The organism is Nocardioides pantholopis, from assembly GCF_003710085.1.
GTDB classification, from domain to species: Bacteria; Actinomycetota; Actinomycetes; order Propionibacteriales; family Nocardioidaceae; genus Nocardioides; species Nocardioides pantholopis.
This window is the reverse complement of sequence record NZ_CP033324.1, coordinates 2,903,854-2,925,539: the sequence shown is the minus strand read 5'-3', so window position 1 is coordinate 2,925,539 and position 21,686 is coordinate 2,903,854. Positions and strand designations below refer to the sequence as shown.

The 21,686-nt window shown below is 73.9% G+C and carries 21 protein-coding genes; 12 read left to right on the top strand and 9 right to left on the bottom strand.

Going from position 1 to position 21,686, the window contains the following annotated elements:
* The first annotated feature begins 42 nt into the window (after positions 1-42).
* Positions 43-1,968, top strand: coding sequence for a glycoside hydrolase family 9 protein (locus EBO35_RS14050; protein ID WP_164477969.1), 1,926 nt, complete (start codon positions 43-45; stop codon positions 1,966-1,968).
* A gap of 18 nt (positions 1,969-1,986) precedes the next feature.
* Here EBO35_RS14050 and EBO35_RS14045 read toward each other — a convergent pair whose 3' ends face one another.
* Together EBO35_RS14045 and EBO35_RS14040 are read right to left on the bottom strand one after the other, a co-directional pair.
* Positions 1,987-2,787 (bottom strand): SDR family oxidoreductase, encoded by an 801-nt coding sequence (locus EBO35_RS14045; protein WP_122818259.1) that lies wholly within the window; start codon positions 2,785-2,787, stop codon positions 1,987-1,989.
* Between the two features lie 28 nt (positions 2,788-2,815).
* Positions 2,816-4,030, bottom strand: a complete 1,215-nt coding sequence (locus EBO35_RS14040) for a lipase family protein (RefSeq protein ID WP_122818258.1) — start codon at positions 4,028-4,030, stop codon at positions 2,816-2,818.
* Positions 4,031-4,164: 134 nt separating this feature from the next.
* Between EBO35_RS14040 and EBO35_RS14035 the strand changes: the two genes are divergently transcribed.
* From EBO35_RS14035 to EBO35_RS14010, 6 genes are all read left to right on the top strand, one after another.
* Positions 4,165-4,467, top strand: coding sequence for a chorismate mutase (locus tag EBO35_RS14035; protein WP_122818257.1), 303 nt, complete (start codon positions 4,165-4,167; stop codon positions 4,465-4,467).
* A 238-nt stretch (positions 4,468-4,705) separates the two neighbouring features.
* The gene (locus EBO35_RS14030; RefSeq protein WP_122818256.1) at positions 4,706-6,202 is read left to right on the top strand and encodes a DUF3375 domain-containing protein; all 1,497 of its coding nucleotides are present in this window, start codon (positions 4,706-4,708) and stop codon (positions 6,200-6,202) included.
* Positions 6,199-6,978 carry a DUF4194 domain-containing protein gene (locus EBO35_RS14025; protein ID WP_122818255.1) on the top strand — a complete coding sequence of 260 codons (780 nt, stop codon included), beginning with the start codon at positions 6,199-6,201 and terminating at the stop codon, positions 6,976-6,978. Before EBO35_RS14030 ends, EBO35_RS14025 begins: the two co-directional genes overlap by 4 nt.
* Positions 6,975-10,490, top strand: coding sequence for an ATP-binding protein (locus EBO35_RS14020; protein ID WP_122818254.1), 3,516 nt, complete (start codon positions 6,975-6,977; stop codon positions 10,488-10,490). The genes EBO35_RS14025 and EBO35_RS14020 overlap by 4 nt, the downstream gene beginning before the upstream one ends.
* Positions 10,491-10,605: 115 nt before the next feature.
* A complete protein-coding gene (locus tag EBO35_RS14015) occupies positions 10,606-11,934 on the top strand; it encodes a PP2C family protein-serine/threonine phosphatase (RefSeq protein ID WP_122819789.1) in 1,329 nt (442 codons plus the stop codon).
* Positions 11,935-12,005: 71 nt separating this feature from the next.
* Positions 12,006-12,197, top strand: coding sequence for a DUF1918 domain-containing protein (locus EBO35_RS14010; protein ID WP_122818253.1), 192 nt, complete (start codon positions 12,006-12,008; stop codon positions 12,195-12,197).
* A 16-nt stretch (positions 12,198-12,213) separates the two neighbouring features.
* Here EBO35_RS14010 and EBO35_RS14005 read toward each other — a convergent pair whose 3' ends face one another.
* Both EBO35_RS14005 and EBO35_RS14000 read right to left on the bottom strand, forming a co-directional pair.
* Positions 12,214-12,978, bottom strand: coding sequence for a PIG-L deacetylase family protein (locus tag EBO35_RS14005; RefSeq protein ID WP_122818252.1), 765 nt, complete (start codon positions 12,976-12,978; stop codon positions 12,214-12,216).
* A 77-nt stretch (positions 12,979-13,055) separates the two neighbouring features.
* Complete coding sequence (locus EBO35_RS14000) at positions 13,056-13,979, bottom strand: TIGR01777 family oxidoreductase (RefSeq protein WP_122818251.1); 924 nt, start codon at positions 13,977-13,979, stop codon at positions 13,056-13,058.
* 124 nt (positions 13,980-14,103) lie between these two features.
* Here EBO35_RS14000 and EBO35_RS13995 point away from each other — a divergent pair, with 124 nt between their 5' ends.
* Genes EBO35_RS13995 through EBO35_RS13980 form a run of 4 tightly spaced genes read left to right on the top strand, consistent with a single transcriptional unit; the run spans position 14,104 to position 16,913 of the window.
* The gene (locus EBO35_RS13995; protein ID WP_122818250.1) at positions 14,104-14,892 is read left to right on the top strand and encodes an ABC transporter substrate-binding protein; all 789 of its coding nucleotides are present in this window, start codon (positions 14,104-14,106) and stop codon (positions 14,890-14,892) included.
* A gap of 59 nt (positions 14,893-14,951) precedes the next feature.
* Positions 14,952-15,743: an amino acid ABC transporter permease gene (locus tag EBO35_RS13990; RefSeq protein WP_122818249.1), complete on the top strand. Its 792-nt coding sequence runs from the start codon at positions 14,952-14,954 to the stop codon at positions 15,741-15,743.
* Positions 15,743-16,513, top strand: a complete 771-nt coding sequence (locus tag EBO35_RS13985; protein ID WP_122818248.1) for an amino acid ABC transporter ATP-binding protein — start codon at positions 15,743-15,745, stop codon at positions 16,511-16,513. Before EBO35_RS13990 ends, EBO35_RS13985 begins: the two co-directional genes overlap by 1 nt.
* Before the next feature lie 40 nt (positions 16,514-16,553).
* Entirely contained in the window at positions 16,554-16,913 is a 360-nt protein-coding gene (locus EBO35_RS13980; RefSeq protein ID WP_122818247.1) for a hypothetical protein, read from the top strand.
* 20 nt (positions 16,914-16,933) lie between these two features.
* Here EBO35_RS13980 and EBO35_RS13975 read toward each other — a convergent pair whose 3' ends face one another.
* The 5 genes from EBO35_RS13975 to EBO35_RS13955 form a co-directional block, all read right to left on the bottom strand.
* Positions 16,934-17,881, bottom strand: a complete 948-nt coding sequence (locus tag EBO35_RS13975; RefSeq protein ID WP_122818246.1) for a hypothetical protein — start codon at positions 17,879-17,881, stop codon at positions 16,934-16,936.
* Positions 17,882-17,960: 79 nt separating this feature from the next.
* A complete protein-coding gene (locus EBO35_RS13970) occupies positions 17,961-18,377 on the bottom strand; it encodes a hypothetical protein (protein WP_122818245.1) in 417 nt (138 codons plus the stop codon).
* A gap of 62 nt (positions 18,378-18,439) precedes the next feature.
* Positions 18,440-19,060, bottom strand: a complete 621-nt coding sequence (locus EBO35_RS13965; RefSeq protein ID WP_122818244.1) for a dihydrofolate reductase family protein — start codon at positions 19,058-19,060, stop codon at positions 18,440-18,442.
* Positions 19,060-19,557: an SRPBCC family protein gene (locus tag EBO35_RS13960; protein WP_122818243.1), complete on the bottom strand. Its 498-nt coding sequence runs from the start codon at positions 19,555-19,557 to the stop codon at positions 19,060-19,062. Before EBO35_RS13960 ends, EBO35_RS13965 begins: the two co-directional genes overlap by 1 nt.
* Before the next feature lie 3 nt (positions 19,558-19,560).
* On the bottom strand, positions 19,561-19,902 hold the full coding sequence (locus EBO35_RS13955; protein ID WP_122818242.1) for an ArsR/SmtB family transcription factor: 342 nt from the start codon (positions 19,900-19,902) through the stop codon (positions 19,561-19,563).
* 78 nt (positions 19,903-19,980) lie between these two features.
* Between EBO35_RS13955 and EBO35_RS13950 the strand changes: the two genes are divergently transcribed.
* Entirely contained in the window at positions 19,981-21,654 is a 1,674-nt protein-coding gene (locus EBO35_RS13950) for a bifunctional 3'-5' exonuclease/DNA polymerase (RefSeq protein WP_122819787.1), read from the top strand.
* Positions 21,655-21,686 lie beyond the last annotated feature (32 nt).

Below are 21,686 nucleotides of genomic sequence, written 5' to 3'. Positions count from 1 at the left end.
ACGATCGGTGCCGGATCCGCGGCACTCTGGTTGCCTTGGCCGGTGACGACTCGGCGCTCGACGTACCTGCTCGGGCTCGTGACCTGCGGACTGGCCCTGCTGCTGAGCGCCACCACGCTCTCCCCGGTCGTCGGGCGGCCGGGCGAGCCGACCCAGCCCCGCGAGGCGGTGGCGGCCGTGGTCCGCGTCAACCAGGTCGGGTACGCCGTGGGCGAGCCGGTCGTCGCGCAGGTGATGACCCGGGCCGCGGCGCCGGGCGCCGGCTTCGAGGTGCGCGACGAACGCGGCGCGACGGTCGCCTCGGGCACGCTCGGGGCGGACACCGGCCGCTGGAGCGAGCGGTGGCCACACGTCTACCGCACGTCGGTGCCGGCGGTCGGTACGCCGGGGCGCTACCGGCTGGTCCTCGTGAGCGGGGCGAGCGGCAGCTCGCCGGTCTTCACCGTCGGCGCGGCGGGGTCCCTCTACGAGCCGCTGGCCGCCAACGGGGTGCGCTTCTTCCAGGCCCAGCGCGACGGCACGGACCAGGTGCGCGGGGTGATGGCCCGCCGGCCCAGCCACCGGGCGGACCGCCGGGCTCGTCTGCACCGGACGCCGCGCTACCGCGGGCAGCGCCTCGTCGGCTCCCTGAAGGCGACCGGGGCCCGGGCGAACCTCTCCGGTGGCTGGTTCGACGCGGGCGACTACCTGAAGTTCGTGGAGACGACGAGCTATGCCGACGCGCTGCTCCTGGTCGCGGCCCGCGACGCGGCCCGGCCGGTGCCGGGCCTGCGCGCCGAGGCGCTGTACGGCGCCCGCTGGCTCGACCGCGCCTGGCTGGACAGGTCCCGCACCCTGGTCCACCAGGTCGGCCTGGGGGAGGGCGCCGGCCGGTTCCTCGGCGACCACGACGTCTGGCGGCTGCCGCAGGCCGACGACCGGCGGCGGGTCGAGCTGGGGTCCCGCGGCTACTACCTCAAGCACCGGCCGGCGTTCGTCACCGGCGACCGAAGCACCAGGATCAGCCCCAACCTGGCCGGCCGCACCGCTGCGTCGTTCGCGCTCGCCGCCCAGGTGCTCGCCCCGGGCCACCGCAAGCAGGCCCGCCGCTACCTGCGGAAGGCGCGCGCCGTGCTGGCCCGGGCCCGCACCCGCGACGTCGGGCGGCTGGTCACGACAGCGCCGTACTCCTACTACGAGGAGGACGAGTGGCGCGACGACCTCGAGCTCGGGGCGACCGAGATCGCGCTCGCCGGCCAGGCCCTGGGCGCCCCGGCGGCCCGGCAGCGGGCCGACCTGCGCCGGGCGGCGCGGTGGGCGGCGGCGTACCTGCGCAGCCCACGGCACGGCTGGTACACGCTGGCCCGCGACGACCAGTCCGCGCTCGCGCACGCCGACCTGGTCCGGGCGCTGGGCGCGCACCCGGGGCTCCGCCTCGCGGTCACCCGCGCGGACCTGACCGGCGACCTCGCCGCCCAGCTGCGGATCGCCCGGGACCGGTACGCCGGCCCGCTCGGGTTCGGGGGAGACGAGGATCCGGGCGCTGACTTCGCCTTCGGCGCCGCGGTGACCGAGCGGCTCTACCGGCGGGCCACCGGCGACGCGTCGTACGCCGCGGTCGGGGCCGGGCTGCGGGACTGGGCGCTCGGGGCGAACGCCTGGGGCACCTCGCTGGTGATCGGCGCCGGCACGACGTACCCCCGCTGCCCGCACCACCAGGTCGCCAACATCCTCGGCGCGCGCCGGGGCGGCGGACCCCAGCTGCTGGGCGCGGTCTCCCACGGGCCGGCCCCGGCCGCCGAGCTGCGCGGGCTGGGCGCGCCGGGGGCCTACGCCCGCCGGTGCTCGACGCCGGGGAACTGGGCGGCCTTCGACGGCCAAGGCGCGCGCTACCGCGACGACGTCCGGGCGTACGCCGTCACCGAGCCGGCCCTGGACTACGTGGCCGTCTCGGTGCTCGGGTTCGTGCTGGAGGCGGCCGGCCGCTGACCGGTCCCGCCGGACCGGTCAGTCGCGGGCCAGCAGCCGGGTCGTGAGCCGGTTGATCCAGTGCGGGGCGACCTGGGACGCGCCGGCCATCAGCCGGGCCTGCCGGCCCACCGGGTGGTGCGGCGAGCCGACCGCGCGGGGGCGGGGCCTGGCGTCGTGGTCGTCGACCAGGGCCAGCAGGGCCTCGGCCACGTCGCGCTCGGAGAGCCGGACGCCCAGGGACCGGGTGGTGCCGGTCGAGACGCCGTCGACCATGGCGGTGGCCACGAACAGCGGCCACAGCGCCTGCACGGCGATGCCGTGCCGAGCCCACTCCAGGTCGAGCGCCTCGGTCAGGCCCCGGACGGCGAACTTCGTGGCCGAGTAGGTCGCCAGCTCGGGCTGGCCGTAGATGGCCGAGGCCGAGCAGAGGTTGACGACCAGCGCCGCCCGGGAGCGACGCAGGTGGGGGAACGAGGCGTGGCAGCCGGTGAGCACCCCGGTGACGTTGACGTCGACCAGGGCCCGCTGGCGCTCGAGCGGGATCTCCTCGAAGGCACCGGCGACCAGCACGCCGGCGTTGTTGACCAGCAGGTCGAGGGGCCCGTCGCCGCAGGTAGTCCGCAGCGCCTCGGCCCAGCCGTCGGCGTCGCGGACGTCGAGCGCACCGGTCACCGCCCCGCCGGACCCGGCGAGGTCGGCCAGGCCGGCCGGGTCGACGTCGAAGGCGCCGACCCGCCAGCCGCGGTCGAGCAGGGCCTGGGCGGTGGCCCGGCCGATGCCGCGGGCGGCGCCGGTGACGAGTGCGGTGCGGGTGTCCTGGGGGGAGCCGGGAGTCATGGCCGCACCCCCGGGGCGGACCGCCGCATCACAGCCGCCGGCACGAGCTGACGGCCGGGACCCCGGCGAACCGGGCCTCGAGGTAGCCGTAGACCTCGGCGGCGTTGTTGAGCATCCCGCCGATGTGCCCGGGGCTGGCGTTGGTGCTCAGTCGCACCGTGGCGCCACCGGCGCACCAGTCCTTGGCCAGCTGCTTCCCGACCCGGTACGGCACGACGTCGTCGAGCAGGCTGTGGGTGACCAGGACCGGCACGGCCGGCGCCCGGCGGCCGATGCGCTGGTCGTCGATCATCGTGCGGAACGGCTCGCGGGCGATCAGCCCGCCGAGGCTGACGCCGTCGGCTGTGTAGTCCTCGGAGCTGCGGAAGGCGGCGTTGAACAGGTCGAAGACGCAGTCGTCGGCGATCTCGGCGTACAGCGCCCGGCCGGCGTCGTTGAGGTAGGGGTCGATGTCGACGCCGTAGCTCGCGGTCTGGCCGGCGATCGCGAACCAGAGGAACTCGGTGAAGATGCTGCTGTCGATCGCGCCGGGCAGCGCGGTCAGGTCGGCCGGCACGGCGCCTGCGACGGCGCCCTTCACCTTCAGCTCGGGGGCGTACGTCGGGGCCAGCTCGGCCGCCGACGCGCTGCCGGCGCCACCCTGGGAGTAGCCGTAGAGCCCGACCGGGCTGGCCGCCGAGAGCCCGGAGCCGGGCAGCCGCTGGGCGGCCCGGACCGCGTCCAGCACGGCGTGGCCCTGGGACTCCCGGTCCATGTAGGTGTGCATCCCGGCGGTGCCGAGGCCCTCGTAGTCGGTCATCGCGATCGCGTAGCCGCGGGCGAGCAGGCCGGACATGAAGACGCCCTCGTACTCCAGGCCCTCGCTGAACTGGCGCGACGGCGCGCAGTCGTCGCCGATGCCCTGGGTGCCCACGGCGTACCCGATCACCGGGCGCGGGCCGGGCCCGGCCCAGCGCGCCTTCGGCACGAAGACCGAGCCGGAGACCGCGATCGGCTCGCCGGTGCGGTCGGTGGAGCGGTAGAGCACCCGGGTCGAGGTCACGGCGACCCGGCTGGCCCCGGCGGGGTCGAGCAGGAAGCGCATCGGCTCGCTGCGGACCAGGTCGCCGTTGGCGGCCGGGAGCGTGGCCGGGGCCTGGTAGAACGCCGGCAGCTCCTCGGCCGAGGCGGGGACGGCGGCGAGGGGGACGAGCACGGCGGTGGCCAGTGCGGCCAGCGCTGCGGTCAGGCGGGATGAGGGCACAGGGGACTCCTTCGTTACCTCCGAGTAGGTAGCCGCAGCAGACCATGTGACGGCGACCACGGCAAGGGGGTGCGTCGGTCCGCGAGACGGACCACCCGGCCACCCGGCCGACCCCGCGGTGCTTGGATGAGGCCGTGACCGACGACGACCCTGTTGCCCACCTCGCCCGGCTGCGCGCGAGCATCGACAACCTCGACGCCGCCCTGGTCCACCTGCTGGCCGAGCGGTTCCGCTGCACCCAGGAGGTCGGCGAGCTGAAGGCGCGGGCCGGCATGCCGCCCGCCGACCCGCAGCGCGAGGCCGTGCAGATCGCCCGGCTGCGCGAGCTCGCCCACAGCTCCGGCCTGGACCCGCAGTTCGCCGAGAAGTTCCTCGCGCTGGTCATCGACGAGGTCATCCGCAACCACCAGTCGATCAAGCGGGCCGCGGGCAGCTGAGGCCCGCGCCGGGCGCGCGGCGTACGGCGGGGGGCTGGCCGCCGCGCCTGTTGGCGCCCGCCCGCTTGTAACGCGACGTTCGCCTGACTAGGCGCCCGCTGCAACGGGCGCCTAGTGCAGCGAACGTCGCGTTACAAGGTCCTCGGCCCGCCCCCGAATCGGCGTACGCCGGAGCCGGATGGGATGCTGTCGCGTCGATCAGCCAGGTGCAGCGGGCCCGTCCCGTGGAGGGACGAGCATGAGCGAGGTGGCCGGTGAGCTGGCCCGGGTGCGCAGCGCCTTCGAGCAGCCCACCCTGACCCTGCTGCACCAGCGCCAGGCGCCGGTGCTGATCACGGTCTTCCGGGCGGCCTTCGGCCGCGACAACCGGCCGGTGCCGACCGGGCGGCTGCACACGCAGGTCGAGGACCACCTCGCCGAGCTGCGGCTGGCGGGGGAGAAGGACGTCCCGCAGGGCAGCGGGCGGGACCTGTGCGGACGCTGGATGCGCGGGCAGTGGCTGGTCCGCTCCCTCGACGACGCGGGCCACGAGGTCTACACGCTGACCTCGCACGCCCAGCAGGCCCTGGAGCTGGTCAAGACGCTGTCGCGGGACCGGGCCACGCTCAGCGAGCACCGGATCGGCACGCTGCTCTCGACCGTGCGCCGGTTCAACAGCGAGGCCAACCCCGACCGCACCACCCGGGTCGCGATCCTCAACGCCGAGCTCGCCCGGCTGCGCCACGAGCGGGACCGGCTCGTCGACGGCGAGGAGATGGAGCCCGCCAGCGTCGACTACATGGCGGAGGGCTTCACCGAGCTGCAGCTCCTGGTCTCCGCCCTGCCCAGCGACTTCGCCCGCGTGGAGGAGCGGTTCGCCGAGATCCGCGCCGAGATCCTCGCCTCGTTCCGGGCCGAGGACCGCCCGGCCGGCGAGGTCATCGACGACTACCTGGCCCGCGCCGACGCGCTGATGACCGCCACTCCCGAGGGGCGGGCCTTCGAGGGCGCCTTCGCGCTGCTGCGCGACGAGGCGCTGGTCGGCCAGCTGCGCGAGGACCTCACCGCGCTGCTGGAGCACCCGCTCGCCGACACCATCCTCGGCGATGCCGAGCGCGCCGAGCTGCGCGGCACCGTCCGGCTGATCCGCGACGGCCTGGACCGGGTGCTCTCCCAGCGGTCCCGGGTCACCAGCACCCTCAAGGACTACATCCTCGCCCACGACGCCGCCCGCGACCGCGAGCTCGAGCAGACCCTGCGACAGGTCGAGTCCGAGCTGATGACCTGGCTCGGCACGGCGGGACCGCGCGCCGTCGTCGAGCTCCCGCTGCTGCCGGCCCGCGCCCACGTCGAGCACCTGCGCGAGCGCTTCTACGACCCGGCCGACCACATCGGCCCGGAGCGGCTGGCCGCCACCGCGCCGCCGGAGGCCAACCCGCCGTCGTACGCCGAGCTGATGGCGCAGGGCGGGCCGTCGGTCCCCGCGCTGCGCGAGCGGCTGGCCGCGGCGCTCACCTCGCTGCAGCCGGTGGCCACCCTCGGTGAGCTCTTCGACTCCCTGGAGCCCGAGCTGCGCCGTCCGGTGGAGATCTTCGGGCTGCTGCACCTGGCCGGCGACCACGAGCTGCCCGTCGACGGCGAGCGCGAGCTCTACCGCACCGTCCGGCCCGACGGCACCCAGCGCACGTTCGCCGTGCCCCGCGTCGCCCTGCCCGACCCCGACCTGGACCGTCCCCGCCCGGAGGACCCGCGATGACCAGCACCGACGAGCACGCACCCGTGACCGACAGCGAGACCGACAGCGAGACCGACAGCGAGACCGACCGCGAGGTCGAGCCCGAGGTCGAGGAGCTGGCCGCCTCGGTCTCGCTCTTCGAGGGCGACGAGGGCGGCCTGGCGTACGCCGAGCGGCACGCGCTGGTGGCGCTGCTCAAACAGCGGTTCATCAGCGCCCGCACCCACCCGCGGGACTGGCAGGCGCTGGTCGAGCACGAGCGGGTCCTGCGCGGCCGCCTCAACGAGCTCTTCCTCGAGCTGCACGTGGACCCGGTGCGCGAGGTCGCCTGGAAGCGGCAGGCCTTCTCCGAGACCGGCGCCCGGTTCCCGACCCTGCTGCACGACGCGGCCTGGAGCCGGGAGGAGACGATCGTGCTGGTGCACCTGCGCGACCGGCTGCGCCAGGCTGCCGCGGCCGGGGAGGAGCGGGTGCACGTGGACCGCGAGGACCTGGTCGACCACGTCGCGGGCTTCCGGCCGCCGCACGCCACCGACGTCGCCGGGGACGAGAAGCGCGCCCGCAACGCGGTCGCGTCGATCCAGAAGGCCGGCCTGCTGGTCGGCGCCCCCACCGACGAGCGGTTCGAGATCAGCGCCGCGGTCGAGTCGCTGCTGCCGCTGGAGCTGCTGCGCGAGCTGCTGGAGACGCTGCGCGAGATCAACGACCCGGCCCCCGAGCCGGTCGAGGACCCGCTGTTCGGCGCGGCCGAGCCGGCCGCGCGCCAGGACGGCCAGGACGGGGAGGCCCGGGCATGACGAACCTCGACGAGACCACCCCCGACGAGCTGGCCGACCCAGTGACCGACACCGTGTACGACCCAACAGACCAGGACCAGGACGAGGACGCCGGCGAGGGCCTGTTCGTCGAGGCGATCGTCCAGGCACCCTCCGACGACACCCTGCAGTGGCGCGCCGAGCAGCTGCAGCTGGTCAACTGGGGTGGCTTCTCCGGCAGCGTCGCGGTCGACCTGCACGGCGACGCGACGATGATCTCCGGCGCCTCCGGGGTCGGCAAGAGCACGGTGCTCGACGCCTACACGGCGCTGATGATGCCCTCGGACACGAAGTTCAACGGGGCCTCGAACGACGCCGTCGCCGGCCGGGCGCGCGGGGCCGGCCAGCGCAACCTGCTCTCCTACCTGCGCGGCGCGGTCGACGTCGTCGACGACCCGCGCACCGGCCGCCCGGTCGAGCAGCTGCTGCGCGGCAAGGGAAGCGACACCTGGGGCGCGGTCGCGATGACGTTCGTCAACGACCAGGGCCGCCGGTTCACCGCGCTGCGCGTCTACTACGTGCCGCGGCGCGCGACCCGCTCCGGCGAGGTGCAGATGCAGCTGGCCACGCTGGACGCCCCGGTCGACCTCGCCGCCCTCGAGGCAGCGGTCCCGGACCGCTTCCACGCCAACACGCTGAAGAAGCTGCACCCCGGGCTGCGCGTGCACCGCACGTACGCCGAGTTCTCCGCGATCCTCTACGCCCGCCTCGGCATCGGCGCGAACGGCGACGGCGCCAAGGCCCTGGGCCTGCTGGCCCGGATCCAGGCCGGCAACCAGGTGCGCAGCGTCGATGAGCTCTACAAGGAGATGGTCCTGGAGCGGCCGGCGACCTACGCCGCCGCCGACCGGGCCATCGAGCACTTCGACGACCTGGAGTCGGCGTACGCCGCGATGCGCACCGAGGAGCAGAAGCTGGAGCTGCTCGGCCCGATCACCGACCTGCACGCGCGCCGGGTCGCCGCGACCGAGCGCGCCGCGGAGCTGGACGCGTTCGGGGTCACCGCGAGCGGCGACACCCCGGTGCGGCTGTGGCTGCTGCGCACCCACGCCCGGCTGCTGAGCACCGGCGTGGAGGCCAACCGCCAGGCCCGGCGGGCGGTGCTCGACGAGCTCCAGGCCGCCGACCGCGCCGTGACCTCCCTGGACGCCGACCTCGAGGCCGCCAAGGAGCAGCACCGCGCCGCGGGCGGCGCCGGCGTCGAGCGCCTGGACGCCGACCTGGAGCGGGAGCGGCTGGTGCTCGAGGAGCGCCGGGCCCGCCGCGAGACGCTGCTGGAGCGGTTGGCCGCGCTGGCGGTGCTGGAGGAGGCGGACGGGGCAGCGGCGGCCGACCCCGAGGACGTGCTCGCCTCCCGGGAGGCGTTCACCGCGCTCGTCGGGCGCGCCGAGCAGTGGTTGGCGCAGCCCGCGGACACCGACCTGGTGGCGCAGCGCGACGAGGTCGTCGGCTCCCGCTACCCGCTGCTGGCCCGCCGTACCGAGCTCCAGGGCGAGCGCGCCTCGCTCGCCGGCCGCTCGGGCCGGGTGCCCGAGCACCTGCACGCGCTGCGCCGCGAGGTGGCCCGCGCGAGCGGGCTGTCGCTGACCGAGCTGCCGTTCGTGGCCGAGCTCATCGACGTCGCGCCGGAGGAGTCCCGCTGGCGCCAGGCGATCGAGACAGTGCTGTCCGGGACGGCGCGGCTGATGCTGGTGCCGGCCGAGAAGCTCGAGCAGTTCTCGACAGCGATCGACTCGCTGCGGCTGCGCGGCCGGCTCACGTTCGAGGGCGCGGAGCTGGGCCTGGCCGGGCCCGACCTGCTCGATCCCGAGCGGGTCGCCGGCAAGCTCGCCTTCGCCGAGTCGCCGTTCCGCGGCTGGGTGGCGCGCCACGTCGCCGAGCCGGGCCGCAACGCGCTGTGCGTCGAGGACGCCGCGGACCTCGCCGGTGGCGGCTACCGGGTCAGCCTGGCCGGCCAGACCCGGCAGGGACGCCGCGGCTCCCACGGTCGCGGCGAGCAGCGCAACATCATCGGCTTCTCCAACGCCGACGCGCTCGCCGAGATCGACGCCGAGCTGGCGTCGCTGGCCGAGCGGCTCGACGAGCTGGACACCCGCCTGGAGGACGTCGAGAACGCCACCCGACTGCTGGAGCGGCGCCGGGCGGCGTACGACGCGGTCCGCACGCAGGGCTTCGACGACGTCGACGTCGCGGCCTGCGAGGCGCGGATCGCCGACCTGGACCGGCGGCGCACCGAGATCCTCTCGACCGACGACCGGCTCAGCACCCTCGAGGGCCAGATCGAGGAGCTCTCCGGGCGGCTGGAGGAGGCCCGCCGGCAGCGCTACCAGCTCGGCGAGCGCCGCAACCGCCTGGACGCCGAGCACGCCGAGCTCGTGGACTCCGAGGACCTCGTCAACGACGAGCTGGAGCGCATCGAGCGCTCCGGGACTGTCACGCTCGACGACGAGCAGGCGGTCCGGCTGGACGCCGAGTTCGCCGAGGCGGCCGCACCCGACGACCCCGAGGACCTGGACCGGTTCCACGAGAGCTCGGGGCGCCTGCAGGCCCGGCTGTCGTCGGCGGTCTCCGGCGCCCAGTTCGAGATCGAGCAGGTCGACCGGGAGCTGTCGGCGATCTTCCGCGCCTACCAGCTGCACTGGGCCGACCCGAACCTCGGCACGACCGCCGAGTCCTACCCGGACTTCGCGCGGATCCTCGCCGACGCCGAGTCGACCGGCCTGGCCCAGCGCCGCTCGGAGTGGCGGCGCCGGCTCACCGAGTGGAGCGGCCAGGACCTGGTGCCGCTGGCCGGCGCGATGTCGGCGTCGGTGGAGGAGATCGAGGACCGGCTGGAGCCGATCAACGCGATCCTGCGGCGCCTGGAGTTCGGCGCGGAGAAGGACCGGCTCCGGATCCGGCTGCGCCGGCTGGCGCCCGCGCACGTGCAGGTCTTCCTGCGCGACCTGCGCGAGCTGTCCCGCGGGACCGGCCGCGACCTGGGCGAGGAGGAGCTGGAGCAGCGCTTCACCCAGCTCTCGCGGTTCATGGCGCAGCTGCGCCCGGGCTCGGACGGCGACCGGGCCGGCGACCGCGACCGGCTGCTCGACGTACGCCGGCACGTGGAGGTCAGCGCCGAGCGCTACGACCGGCTGACCGGCGAGCTGAAGTCGACGTACCGGACGCTGGGGGAGAAGAGCGGCGGCGAGAGCCAGGAGTTGGTCGCGTTCATCGTCGGCTCCGCGCTGCGCTTCCGGCTCGGCGACGAGATGCGCTCCCGGCCCCGGTTCGCCCCGGTCTTCCTCGACGAGGGCTTCGTCAAGGCCGACTCGGAGTTCGCCGGCCGCGCCGTCCAGGCCTGGCGCGGGCTGGGCTTCCAGCTGATCATCGGCGTCCCGCTGGACAAGGTCACCGGCCTGGAGCCGCACATGGACGACCTGCTGGTCATCACCAAGCACACCGAGACGCACCTGTCCTCGATCCACCGGGTGACCGAGGCGGTCCCGGCCGGCTGATCACCCGGGTTGGCGGCTGGCGTGGCCGGTGTCGGCGGGGTGCCACCGACCCGTCCCGGTCCGCCGGGCCCGTCCGGCCCGGCCCCACCGGGTGGTCCGTTATGCTCCCGGCGTGATGCGTCGGCGCAGGCTTACAGACGTCCGACGTTTCCTGGAGACGGCGGAGGCTGCCTCTCCGGTCGAGGCGGTCGAGCAGGTCGCGCGCGAGCTCGGCCTGGCGTACGGCGCAGCGGCGGTGTCCTTCCTGATCACGGACCTGTCGGGGCGAGCCCTGGTGCGGTTGGCACACGTGCCGCTCGCGACCGCGCAGGGTGGCGGCCCGGCCCCGGTGCAGGGCGAGCGCCGCTGCGACGAGGAGTCGGCGGCGGTGCTGCCCTTCGACGGCGGGCGGGAGGAGCAGGCCGTCCGGACCCAGACGGTCCAGGTGGCGCCGCCCGACCGTCCGGACGAGGGCAGCGCCGGTCAGGACGCCGACGTCCAGGACATGTGGCGCGTGCTGGCACCGGTGACGGAGCGGGGCGAGTCGATCGGTGTGCTCGAGATGTTCCTGCCCGGCGAGCCTGACGCCGAGACCGTCGACGAGATCGCCCAGGTCGCGCACCTCCTCGCGTTCGTGGTGATCGCCAACCGCCGCCACACGGACCTGTTCGAGTGGGGGCAGCGCAGCCGGGCGTTCAACCTGTCCGCCGAGATCCAGCAGCGCCTGCTTCCCGGGGCCCGCACGTGCGAGGCGTCCGCGTTCACGCTGGCCGGGTGGCTGGAGCCGGCCGCGAGCATCGGCGGGGACACCTTCGACTACAGCCTGGAGCGGGACTCCCTGCACCTGTCGCTGACCGACGCGATGGGGCACGGCGTCAACGCCGCCCTGACGGCCAGCGTGTGCCTCGGCGGCCTGCGGGGGGCACGGCGCAGGGGCGCGTCGTTGCTGGAGCAGGCGACGGAGGCCAACAGCGCGCTGTCCGAGCACGCGGTCCGCCGCGCCGGCGACGACTTCGTCACGGGTCTGATCGGCCGGGTGGAGCTGCAGACCGGGACCGTCGAGATCGTCAACGCCGGCCACGTCCCGCCGTACCTGCTGCGCGACGGGGTGCTGACGCAGCTGGACCTGAACGCCGACCTGCCGTTCGGAATGTTCCCGGACGCCACGTACGACACCACCCGGCTGACCCTGGAGCCGGGGGACCGCGTCGTCTTCGTGACCGACGGCATGCTCGAGCGCCATCTCGCGGGCGTCGACCTTCCCGGCGCGATCCGGGACACCGCGGGCCTCCATCCGCGCGAGGTCGTCCGGGCCCTTGCCGACAGCGCGCTCGCCGCCGCCGGGCACGCGCTGCAGGACGACGCCACCGTGCTGGTCCTGGACTGGCACGGGCAGCACGAGGAGACCAGGGATGCGGTGTCGGGGGCCGACCAGTCCCGGGCGAGCGACCCGGTGACGTCCTAGCCGGCGGGCAGCCCCGGTTGCCGCCGACGCGCTCGAGGCGCATCGTGGAGGCAACGGCACGAGGAGGGCTGATGAAGGCGAACGTCGGCGACTGGTTGAGGGTCGAGAGCAGCTCGGCGGAGACGCACCGCCGGGAGGGCGAGATCCTGGAGGTGCACGGCGCGGAGGGCCAGCCCCCGTTCCTGGTGCGGTGGCCCGACGGGCACGAGGCCCTGTGCTTCCCGGGACCGGACGCCAGTGTGCGGCCCGGTCCGCAGCCGTGATGACAGCCCGGTCGCGCTACTCGACGGCCTCCGGCGCGACCGGTGGCGGGGCGTGGAAGTCGTAGGCGCGGAACAGCACCGCGGCGGCGACGCCCATCCGCCGTCCGTCCGCCGCGGTGATCGCGGTGACCAGCGCACGCGGGGGCGGGTGGCCGGGGAGGCCGGCGAGGTACTCCCGGTGCGCCTCGAGTGAGGCGATCCCGCGCTGGAGCGGGTCACCGGTGACGTCCACGCCGTGCGTGGGAGCGGTGTGGCCGGCGACGAGCAGCCACCGCGGCGACCACGGCTCCAGCCCCTCGTCGAGCAGCTCGCGGAACACCCACCGGTTGCCGGCGTCGCGGGTCGCGTCCAGGGCGGCGAGACCGGCCACGCGGTGGTCCGCCTGGTTCAGGCCGGCGCCGAACTCCAGCTCCCAGCTACCGGTGACGACCGCGTCGGGGCGGTAACGCCGGATCGTCCGGGCGATGTCGCGGCGCATGTCCAGGGAGTAGACGAGCACACCGTCGGGGTGGTCGAGGAAGTCCACCTGGGAGACCCCGACGGCGGCCGAGGCCGTGACCTGCTCGCGCACGCGCAGCTCGGCGGTCTGCGGGGGACTGCTGGCGTCCATCCCGGCCTCCCCTCGGGTCAGCAGGAGGTACGCCACGTCCACCCCGCGGCCGGTCCACGCCGCGACGGCCGCCGAGGTGCCGTACTCGACGTCGTCCGGGTGGGCGACCACGCACAGCACCCGCCCGAACGCGTCGGCCGGGAACGACGACAGGAGGTCCTCAGCACTCATCGTCCGAGGCTAGCTGCGGGCGAGAGAATCGCGACAGCACCAGATCGACGACGTCACCGGGAGGCGACCGGGTGCGCTCAGCGCTCGGCCCGGGCGCGGGCCCTCAGGTCCGCGAGAGCCTCGTCCAGGTCCGGGTGCTGGAACTCGAACCCGGCCTCCAGCAGACGGGCGGGGAGCGCGCGGCGTCCGGTGAGCGCCAGCGCGGGATCGGTCCGCAGCAGTACGGCGCCGAGCCGGACCAGGGCCGCCGGCGTGGGCGGGGCGGCCGGGCGCCCGACGCTGCGCCGCAGCGCCCCCATCAGCTCGGCGTTCGGCACCGGCCGCGGTCCGGTGGCGTGGACGACTCCCGACAGTGCGTCGGGCGCGGTGTCGGTGAGGAGCCGGTCGACGATGTCGAGCCAGTCGTCGACGTGGAGCCAGCTGACCCACTGCGTGCCGGGCCCGACGCGGCCACCCATTCCCCACCGGGCGAGCGACCACAGCCGGTCGAGCGCGGGCGTCCCGTGGTCGAGCACGATGCCGGTGCGCAGCGTGACCAGACGGCCGGTGTGAGCGCCCTGGACCGCCGCCTCCCACGCCGTCGCGACGCCGGCCATCTGCGGTGGCCCGTCCGCCGGCGGCGCGGACTCCTCGAGCACCCGGTCGCCCGCGTCGCCGTAGATCGCCAGGGTGCTGGACTGGATCCAGACCGGCACCGGCTCGGCCAGGCCCGCACTGGCCTCCACCAGGGCGCGGGTCGGCTCGACCCGGGACCGGGTCAGCAGCTCCACGTTGGCCGCCGTGGGTCGCCGGTCGACTAGCTCGCCGGCGAGGTTGACCACCGCGGCGCCCGCCAGCTCGGTGCGCCACGGGCCGACGGTCCTGCCGTCCCACTCGACCTGTCGGACCGGGCCGGGTCGCACTCGGCGGGTCAGGACCACGACCTCGTGCCCGTTGCGCCGTAGGCGCTCGCTGAGCCGGCGTCCCAATGCCCCGGAGCCACCGGCGAGAACGATCTTCACGCCGGGAAACCTACGCGGTGCGCTCCCGCGGCGGACGATGCTGCGCCCGCGGGGGTGTCGATTCCGTCTCGACACCCGTTCGAGGAGGAAACGGATCCACCGGCGAAAGGACTACGGTGCTCGCATGAAAAACCGAAACCTCGCCATCGCCCTGGGTGCCGCGGCCGTCGTCCTGGGTGCCTCTGGCTGCGCCAAGGACGACACGACCACGACCACCGAGTCCGGTGCCGAGCTCGTCTCCGAGGGCACCCTGACCATCTGCACCCACCTGCCCTATGAGCCCTTCGAGTTCACCGAGGACGGCAAGGTCGTCGGCTTCGACCCGGACGTGCTGACGATCGCCGCCGACGCGGAGGGCTGGGACACCGAGGTCGTCGACATCTCGTGGGAGACCATCGTCTCGGGCGAGGCGCTCAACACCGGCCAGTGCGACGTGGCCGCCGGCGCGATGACCATCACTGACGAGCGCGAAGCCGTCATGGACTTCACCGACCCCTACTTCGAGGCCACCCAGGCGCTGATGACCAAGACCGGGTCCGGCATCACCTCGCTCGAGGACCTGGCCGGGAAAACCATCGCCGTCCAGGACGCCACCACCGGCGCCGACTACGTTCGCGAGAACGCGCCGAAGGACGCGGAGATCGTCTCCTTCGAGGACTCCGCGCTGATGCAGCAGGCCGTCAAGACCGGCCGCGCCGACGCGGGTGTCAACGACAACGGGCTGCTCAACTACTTCGTCAGCCAGAACCCCGACGTCGAGGTGGTCAACGAGTTCACCACCAACGAGGGCTACGGCTTCTCGGTCAAGAAGGACGGAAACGACGAGCTGCTCACGGTGATCAACGACGCGATCGCCAGCGACGAGTACGACAAGGTCTACGAGCAGTGGTTCGGCAAGGCGCCGGACGCGTGAGTCGGCCGCACCGGGTGGCTCCGGCGAACGACAACCCGAGCAGCCGGGTGATCTGAGACATGGCGAGTCCACGCCAGCGCGCCGCGAGGTGGCGCGCGGTCCAGTACGCCGTACTGGTGCTCATCGTCGTCGCGGTCGTCCTCCTCGCCGACTGGGCCCAGCTGCGTCGGGCGTTCTTCAACTGGGAGCTGGTCAAGGAGCAGTTCCCGGACGTCATCACGATCGCGCTGAAGAACACGATCATCTACACGGCGTGCGGCTTCGCGTTCGGGCTGGGGCTCGGGCTGGTGCTGGCGCTGATGCGGCTCTCGAGCGTGGGGCCGTACCGCTGGATCGCCACCTTCGTCATCGAGCTGTTCCGCGGCCTGCCGGCGCTGGTGGTCTTCATCGCGCTCAGCGTCGGCTTCCGGCTCGCGTTCCCCGACCGCGAGATCCCGTTCGGCAACCTGGGCATCGTGACCCTGGCCCTGGGTCTGGTCGGTGGCGCCTACATGGCCGAGACCATCCGGGCCGGCATCCAGGCGGTGCCGAAGGGGCAGATGGAAGCGGCCCGCTCGCTGGGCATGTCCCACTCGCGGGCGATGATCAGCGTGGTGATCCCGCAGGCGTTCCGGATCATCCTGCCGCCGCTGACCAACGAGCTGATCCTGCTCACCAAGGACTCCTCGCTGGTCTACATCCTGGGGCTCGCGCTGGCCGACTACGAGCTCACCAAGTTCGGTCGCGAGGCGATGAACAGCTCCGCCAACATGACCCCGATCGTGGTGGTCGCGCTGTGCTACCTGCTGATCACGGTGCCGCTGTCGATCGTCGTACGCCGTATGGAGAGCCGCTCGGAGAGGGCCCGCTGATGACCACCACGAGTACCAGCCGCAGTGACACCAACCGCAGTGATGCAGCGATCGACGTCCAGGACCTGCACAAGTACTTCGGCGACAACGAGGTGCTCAAGGGCATCGACTTCCACGTCGGCAACGGGCAGGTGGTCTGCGTCATCGGCCCCTCGGGATCGGGCAAGTCGACGCTGCTGCGCTGCGTGAACCTGCTGGAGACCCCCACGAAGGGCAAGATCTTCGTCGAGGGCGTCGAGATCACCGACCCCGACGCCGACGTGGACAAGCTGCGCTCGCGCATCGGCATCGTCTTCCAGCAGTTCAACCTGTTCCCGCACATGACGGTGCTGCGCAACCTCACGATCGCGCAGGAGAAGGTCGCCGGCCGCAAGAAGGACGAGGCGGTCCAGATCGCCCGGGCCAACCTGGAGAAGGTCGGGCTCGCCGACAAGGAGTCGGCCTATCCCGCGCACCTCTCCGGTGGGCAGATGCAGCGTGCGGCGATCGCGCGGGCGCTCTCCATGCAGCCGGACATGATGCTCTTCGACGAGCCGACCTCCGCGCTGGACCCCGAGCTGGTCGGCGACGTGCTGGCCGTGATGAAGGACCTGGCGACCGAGGGCATGACGATGATGGTCGTCACCCACGAGATGGGCTTCGCCCGCGAGGTCGGCGACAAGCTGGTCTTCATGGACGGGGGCGTCATCGTCGAGGAGGGCATCCCCACCGAGGTGCTGGCCAACCCGCAGCACGAGCGGACCCAGGCGTTCCTGTCCAAGGTCCTCTGAGCGTCGGTCGCGACGGCGCCAGCGCGAGGAACGTCGGGCCATGGACCTGCAGGTGACGCGCGACAGCGTGGCGATGGGCGACGACGTCCTCGCCCCACACGCACGCGACCTCGACCTGGGCGGCCCGGTCACCGTCGAACGGGTCGCGCGGTGGCTCGCCCGCGGTTCCTATCTCGCCTCGGTCCACGGCGGGTCGACCTGGGTGCTGCGCGAGGACGGGCGGGCCCTGGCGGTCGTCGCGTTCCCCGACTCGCACCTGCGGGACGGCCGGGTGACGTTGGTGGCCGGTCCCGGCGACCCGGTCCGTGCGAAGGCCGTCCACGTCGACTACGCCTTGGCGGCGGATCCCGAGGCGCTGGCCGCCCGGCTGCGGGCCGACCCCGCGCAGCGCACGCGGTGAGGGTGAGCCCTGCCCGACGCTCAGTCCGCCTCGCAGGGACCGAACCGCCTGGTGACCCAGGCCTCGAGCTCGTCGTCGTAGGGACCCTCCGAGGACGTCATGCAGACGTAGCGGTCGATCTCGGCCAGATAGGTGCCGCGGTGCCCCAGGAGGGTGTAGGCCCACTCGCCGTCGCCCAGAGCGCGCAGCTGGGGACGGGTGATCTGGTCGAGCGCCCGGCGGTCCGCCGGGTCCTCGACGTCGTACCGCCTCCGCACGCGTGCCTCGACCAGGAGCGCGCCGTCCTCGAAGGCGCGGACCGCGAGGGGGGCCTCGGGTCGCTGCATCCGCTCCCACCGGGCGATGAGCTGCGCCGGAGGGAGGCCGCTGTCGTAGCTCAGGGCGGAGCCGTCGGCGGCCGCGCCGCCCCAGCCGATCTGCCTGTCGGGCTGATGTGCGGCGAGCGATCCGAGGAGCGGCGGCACCTCCGCGAAGGTCGACCCCACGGGGAGTCCCACGAGGTAGGTGCCCGCCACGTGGTCACCCTCCGGAACGTCGTCGGTGGTCAGGTCGATCGTGATCGACGCGCCGTCGGGAGCGGCCAGGAGCCCGGTGCGCACGGCCTCGCTGACGGCGCCCACGGAGGCGTCGGGCTCGAAGGCCCGGAGTGCGACAGCGGCGTGCCCGGCGCGGATCGCGAGGTCCGCTTCCTCGCGGTGGTGGGTCGAGGCGAAGGCGCGGTACGCCGTCTCGGTCACCGCGACCACCTGGTCGGGGGTGGCGGTCCCGCTCATCTCGACGCTCAGCGCCAGCTTGCCGGAGTCCAGGGTCACCGGCTCGGTGTAGTCGAGCCGCGCCGACGTGACTCCGGGCAGGCCCGCCACCTCGGCGCGGAGCTGGTCGGCCTCCGGGTCCAGGCTCGGGTCGGCGCACCCGACGCACAGCCCGGCGACGGCGACGAGGACTGACAACCAGCTCAGGGATCTCATGCGACCAACCTGTCCGCGAACGGGCCTCGCAGCGTGAGCCGGCGTACTCAACCGGGCATCGGCCGTGGCAGAACGCTCGCTAGGGGTTCCGCCGGAACCAGGAGCGCCGCGTCGGGCGGGTGCTGGCTCGGGCGGGTGGCGGACGCAGTGCCTCGCGCTGGGGGTCGTAGCAGACCAGACCGTGGTCGTGTGCCAGCCGGGCGGCGAACTCGGAGGCCTCGTCGGCGGCGCTCCAGACCAGCGAGAAGTGGATCGAGCTTCCGGAGGCGTTGCCGATGAGCGGGCCGTCCGCCCAGGGGGAGTCCTCGCCCGCGTCCTCGGTGATGTCGGGCCAGCGCGCCAGGAGGGCGTCGACATAGGCGCGGATGGCGGGCGTCGGCTCCGCGGTGGCGTGGGGGTCGGACTCGGGGCGGTCCAGCCGCTGGGCGAAGCAGATCGCGGCCGACTCGTCGGACTCCGGTCGAGGTCCCTCCCAGACGGCGAGGTCGTAGGTCATGGGAGGACCCTGGCACGGCGCGAGCCGGTCGGTGAAAGCCGCGGCCGGGCATGGTCGTTGGGCTACCGCTCCCGGACCGCGTAGGTCAGGTGGGTGACCCGCTGCGTCGGCTCCGCGCGGACCTGCTCCAGGGCCACGCGGGCCGCGTCCACGCCCTCGAACAGGCGGATCCCGGAGCCGAACAGCACGGGTGCGAGCGCGATCGAGAACTCGTCGACCAGGCCGGCGTTCAGGTGTTCCAGGATCGTCGTGCCGCCGCCGGCGATGCGGACGTCACCGTCGCCGGCGGCCTCGCGGGCCCGCTCGAGCGCGGGCTCGATGCCGTCGTTGACGAAGTGGAAGGTCGTGCCGCCGGGCCGCTCCCAGGGGTCCCGCTTCTCGTGCGTCACGACGAAGACCGGCGTGCGGAACGGCGCCTCCGCCGGCCACGCCTGCTCGCCGGCGTCGAACATGCGCTTGCCCATCACGCTCGCGCCGGTGCGCTCGAACGTCTCCCGCACGATGTCGTTGTCGCGCCCCTCCTCGCCGCCCGAACCGAGCTTCAGGCGCTCCCGGAAGAACCGCTGGGGGAATACCCACCGCTGCAGCTCCACCCACTGTCGCCCCATCAGCTCCTCGGGGGACTCGGGCGCGATGAAACCGTCCAGCGACATCGACACGCTGAAGAACACCTTTCCGGCCATCAGTCCTCAGCTCCGGACCGGGGGATCTCGGTGAGGTAGGCGGCCAGGTTGCCGAGGGTCTGCTGGCCACCCTCGACCGCGTGGTACTTCTCGACCGCCTCGTCGCGCAGCTCCTTGGTGGGGAACACCGTGCGCATCCCGATCCGGGTCCCCTCACCGTCGGGCTGGAACGTCAGCACCGACTCGAAGGCGTTCGGGTCGTCGCGGGACTCGCCGTGGAGCAGCGCGATCCGCTCCGGCGGGGTGATCTCGGTCCAGGAGATCCACTCCTGGTAGTCCGTCCCGTCCGGCCCATGCATCACGAAGTCCCACGCCCCGCCGACGCGGAACTCGAACGCCCGCGTGGTGGTGCTGAACCCGTCGGGTCCCCACCACTGCGAGAGGTGCCGGACCTCGGTGAAGGCCTCGAACACCAGCTCCCGCGGGGCACTGACGACCCGGGAGATCGCGATCTCGCGGTCGGCCGTCGCCCCCGTCTTGTGTCTGGTCTCTGCCATCGCTCATTCCTCCTGCCTTGCCTGTTTGAGGTCCTGCACGTAGGCGTCCAGCCGCTCGAAGCTCTCGTTCCAGAACCGCTCGAACCCACCGGTCCACTCATGGACCGGTCGCAGCCCGCGGGCGTCCAGGTCGTAGAGGCGCTGCTTGCCGGCCTTGCGGTCCCGCACCAGCCCCACCTCCCGGAGCACCCGCAGGTGCTTGGACGCCCCCGGCTGGGTCATCCCCAGCTCCCGGGCCAGGTCGGTCACCGGCCGCTCGCCCGTCCGCAGCAGCACCAGGATCTGCCGGCGCTGCGGCTCGGCGATCGCGTTGAAGACGTCGGAGGTGGTCGCTGCTCGGGCCATGCCCACGATCGTATGTCGATATGGGCATGCGTCAAGGAGGAATTCGGACCCCGGCGCCCCGGGTGTCACTGTGTGCGGATGACCCGGGTCTCGCTCTCCCGTCTTCCGGGCGACCGGGTGCGGGTCGTCGACGGCGACCGGGTCAGTGAGCTCGCGGTGGATGAGCTGGCGGCGTACGTGCGTGCTCGCGAGGCCGACGCGCCGCGCTGGGTGTGGGACGACACCGCGCGGTGGTACCCCCCGCTCCTGGCGGCCGGGGTTCGGGTCGAGCGCTGCCACGACCTGCGGCTCGGGCACCACCTGCTGCGGCGGGCGCCCGCCGTCGACGGGCGACTGCTGGCGGGGGAGCAGTCGTCGGGCTGGGAACGCCTCGGGCCGAGTACGCCGTCCGACCCCGCGCTGTTCGCGGTCGACGACGCGACCGAGTACCTGCGCGCCGACCTCGAGGACGTCCGCCAGCTGGCGGCGGTGGCGGCGTCCGCCGAGGCGGCCCGGCTGGGGCTGCTGCTCGCCGCCGAGTCGGCGGGTGCCCTCGTCGCGGCCGAGATGACGTACGCCGGGGTGCCGTGGCGGGTCGACCTGCACGAGCGGCTGCTCGCCGACCTGCTCGGCCCGCGGCCGCCCCGGGGCGCCCGCCCGCGCGGGCTCGACGACCTCGTCGCGGAGGTCCGCCGCGCGTTCGACGCTCCCGGCCTGAACCCCGACTCGCGGCCCGAGCTGCTGGCGGCGCTGCGCCGGGCCGGGCTGGAGGTCAGCGACACCCGCGCGTCCTCGCTCCGTGCGCTCGAGCACCCCGGCATCGTTCCGCTGCTGCGCTACAAGCAGCTCGCGCAGCTGTTCTCGACCAACGGCTGGGCGTGGATCGACCAGTGGGTGCGCGAGGGCCGGTTCCGGCCGTCGTACCAGCCGGCCGGCTCGGCCACCGGCCGGTGGTCCTCCAACGGCGGGGGTGCGCTGTCGATCCCGGTGCAGGTGCGGCCGGCGGCGGTGGCCGATGACGGCTGGCGGTTCGTGGTGGCCGACGTCGCGCAGCTCGAGCCGCGCGTGCTGGCCGGGATGAGCGGCGACCGGGCGCTGGCCAGGTCGGCGCGTGGCGCCGACCTCTACCAGGGGATGGTCGACGACGGCGCGGTCGCCAGCCGCAACCACGCCAAGCTCGGCCTGCTCGGCGCGATGTACGGCGCCACGAGCGGCGAGAGCGGCCGGATGGTCGCGGGGCTCACCCGGCGCTACCCCGACGCGTTCGGTCTCGTCGAGGACGCCGCCCGGGCCGGGGAGCGGGGTCAGGTGGTGCGCACGCTGCTCGGGCGGGGGTCACCGGGCCTGGGGGAGGTGTGGGACCGCGACCCCGACGACCCGCCGATCGATCCAGGCAGCCAGGCGCGGTTCCGGCGGGCCTACGGGCGCTTCACCCGCAACTTCGTCGTGCAGGGGACCGGGGCCGAGTGGGCCCTGTGCTGGATCGCCGACCTGCGCAACCGGCTCTGGCGGCTCGGCGGCGCCGGCCCCCTCGTCGCGCGGCCGCACCTGGTCCTCTTCCTCCACGACGAGGTCGTCGTCCACACCCCGGCCGCGCTCGCCGACGCGGTCGCCGTCCAGGCCACCGAGGCGGCCGCGACCGCGGCCGGCCTGCTCTTCCGCGACCTCGCCATCGACTTCCCGCTCAACGTCTCGATCGTGCGGTCGTACGCCGAGGCGGGCAAGCCGGGTGCTGTGAACAGCGCATCTCCCGGACCCGTGACACCGACCTGAGCCTGGGGCACACTCGGTCCATGATCGGCCTT